General features: G+C 72.3%; 2 protein-coding genes. One reads left to right on the top strand and one right to left on the bottom strand.

The window, feature by feature from the left end:
* Window positions 1-49: 49 nt before the first annotated feature.
* Window positions 50-946 carry an HhH-GPD family protein gene (locus Ato02nite_RS51025; protein WP_213013975.1) on the bottom strand — a complete coding sequence of 299 codons (897 nt, stop codon included), beginning with the start codon at window positions 944-946 and terminating at the stop codon, window positions 50-52.
* A 21-nt stretch (window positions 947-967) separates the two neighbouring features.
* Between Ato02nite_RS51025 and Ato02nite_RS51030 the strand changes: the two genes are divergently transcribed.
* On the top strand, window positions 968-1374 hold a 407-nt coding region (locus Ato02nite_RS51030), incomplete at its 3' end, for a glycine cleavage system transcriptional repressor (RefSeq protein WP_213013976.1).

Here is a 1374-nt window from a genome sequence, read left to right on the forward strand (position 1 = left end):
TCGGCATCAACCTGCTCGGCTACGACTCGAGCGGATGGCCGTACGTCTATTAAAGAATTTGGGGTTGGGGTTGCCGGGCGTCGCCGGCCAGCACGAAGTCGTCGGCGCCCAGCGGCTCGACCAGTCCGTCGTCCACCAGGCCGGCCAGGGCCCGGGCCCGCTGCACCTCGTCCTGCCACACCACGTCGAGGCGCTGACGCGGCACCGGGCCGCTGGCGTGCCGCAGCACCTCCAGCAGCAGGCCGCGCACCTGCCGATCGGTGCCCGCGTACCGCTGCGGTTTGCGACTCGGACCCTCGGGCAGCTTCTCCCCGGTCGCGTGCCACGCGCAGGCCGCCTCGAACGGGCACAGCGGGCAGCGTGGCGCGCGGGCCGTGCAGACGATCGCGCCCAGCTCCATGAACGCGATGCTGGCCTTCGCGGCTCTTGCCTGATCGGCGGGCAGGAGCTCCTCCATCGCCACCAGATCGGCCGCGGTCGTCGCCGCCCCCGCGTCCGGTTTGCCCTCCACGGCCCGCGACACGACCCGCCGCACGTTCGTGTCCACCACCGGATGCCGCTGCCCGTAGGCGAAGGTCGCGACCGCCCGGCTGGTGTAGGTGCCGATGCCCGGCAACGCCAGCAACTGCTCGAGGTCGGACGGCACCTCGCCGCCGTGCCGCTCCACGATCGCCACCGCGCAGGCGTGCAGCCGCATCGCCCGGCGTGGGTAGCCGAGGCGGCCCCACATCCGGATCGCCTCCGACTGCGGGTCGGCGGCCAGGTCGGCCGGCGTGGGCCAGCGGGTCATCCACGAGCGCCAGGCCGGCTCCACCCGGACCACCGGGGTCTGCTGCAGCATCACCTCACTGACCAGCACTCCCCACGCGCTCGTGGTGGGCTGCCGCCAGGGCAGATCGCGAGCATTTTCGTCGTACCAGGCGATGGCATCGTCAGCGAAAGTCATAGCACCACTTACTGTAGGTGGGTGCACGAGCTTGCCATCACCGTCATCGGTCCGGACCGGACCGGCATCGTCGCCGACGTGGCCGAGGCGCTCGCCGGCGTCGGCGCCAACCTCACCGACTCGACGATGACCCGCCTCCGCGGCCACTTCGCGATGACCCTGATCTGCACCGGCCCCACCGCGGCCGAGGCTGAAAAAGCCCTGGAATCACTCGCCGGGGTGACCACCGCGGTGCGCCAGGTCGCGCCCGAGGCGTCGTCCGGCGACCCAGGGGAGGCTTGGGTGGTGAGCGTGCACGGCGCCGACCGGCTCGGCATCGTCGCGGCCGTGACCCGGGAGGTGGCCGGGGCCGGTGGCAACATCACCGACCTGAGCACCCGGCTGGTCGGCACCCTCTACGTCCTCATCGCCGAGGCCGACCTGCCCGC

It is taken from the genome of Paractinoplanes toevensis (genome assembly GCF_018332695.1).
Lineage (GTDB): Bacteria > Actinomycetota > Actinomycetes > Mycobacteriales > Micromonosporaceae > Actinoplanes > Actinoplanes toevensis.

Excerpts from the sequence above, each read along its gene's own strand:
- Ato02nite_RS51025 (WP_213013975.1), bottom strand. The coding sequence starts at position 946 with ATGACTTTCGCTGACGATGCCATCGCCTGGTACGACGAAAATGCTCGC.